At 74.1% G+C, this 1,119-nt stretch carries 1 pseudogene; it reads left to right on the plus strand.

Annotated elements, in window-relative coordinates:
• Positions 1-975 (plus strand): annotated as a pseudogene (locus ACFV9T_RS42725) (VWA domain-containing protein); the annotation flags it as partial.
• Positions 976-1,119 lie beyond the last annotated feature (144 nt).

Consider the following 1,119-nt stretch of genomic DNA (forward strand, 5'->3'; position numbering starts at 1 on the left):
CAAGCAGCCAACTCACCAGGCCTCCGCGCCAAAGAGAAATAAGCGGAGGCGCGGGCCGCCGAGGCCGTCCGGGAGGAGGCCGCGCTGATGCGGGCGTGGGGGGTTGGGGGCGGTGAGCTGGAACGTATGCCGTTCGAGCAGCGCGCCCGGCTCGCCGAGCGGCTGCGGACCGGCCGACTCGCGCGGTGGGCCGAACTGATCGGCCGCTTCCGGCAGATGGCCGATGGCGAGCGCGCCCGCAAGGTGGAGAACGCCGCCGGGGAGCTGGTCGGCGTCACGCTCGGCGACGACCTCTCCCGCGTCATCCCCTCCGAGCTGGCCAACCTCGGCCTGCCGGAGCTGCGCGCGGTGTTCGCCGCGCGTTACGCCGCCGGGGAGTTGATGCTGTACGACAGCCAGGGCGAGCAGACCACCGGGCAGGGGGCCATCATCGCGTGCGTCGACACCTCGCACTCCATGTACGAGGCCGGGCCGGGTGGGGTGACGCGGGAGGCGTGGGCCAAGGCGTGCGCCCTGGCGCTGCTGGATCAGGCCCGTGCGGCGGGGCGCGACTTCGTGGGGATCTTGTTCTCCGCCGCCGACAAGATCCAGGTCTTCCGCTTCCTGGCTGGGGGCCCGCCCGCCGGTGTCGACCGGGTCCTCGACTTCGCCGAGACCTTTCTGGGGGGCGGTACGAGTTACGAGGCGCCGCTGTCGGTGGCCCGTGACCTGCTGGGGGAGGAGTTCAACGATGCCGCGCGGCGGCGGGGGGACATCGTGATGATCACCGATGACGAGTGTGGGGTTTCGGAGGAGTGGATGCGGGGGTGGAACGAGGCCAAGCGGGTGCTGGGGTTCCGGGTCTTCGGCGTGGCGGTGGGCGCGCCAGGGGCCGCCGAGGCGGGCTCGGTCTTGGAGGCGTTGTGCGACAACCTGCGCTCTGTCGAGGACCTTGGGGATGTGCGGGCGGCGGCGGACCTGTTTCGCGTGATCTAGGCGGGGGCCTTTCCCCCACCCCGCCCCTTCCCGCACCTATCGATGTGCGGCTCCGCCGCGCGGGGGGCTCCGCCCCGGCCCCCGGGGGGGGGGGGGGGGCCCCCGCCCCCCCGGGGGGGGGGGGGGGGGGGGGGGCGCCGCCCG

The organism is Streptomyces sp. NPDC059850 (assembly GCF_042731515.1).
GTDB lineage: Bacteria > Actinomycetota > Actinomycetes > Streptomycetales > Streptomycetaceae > Streptomyces.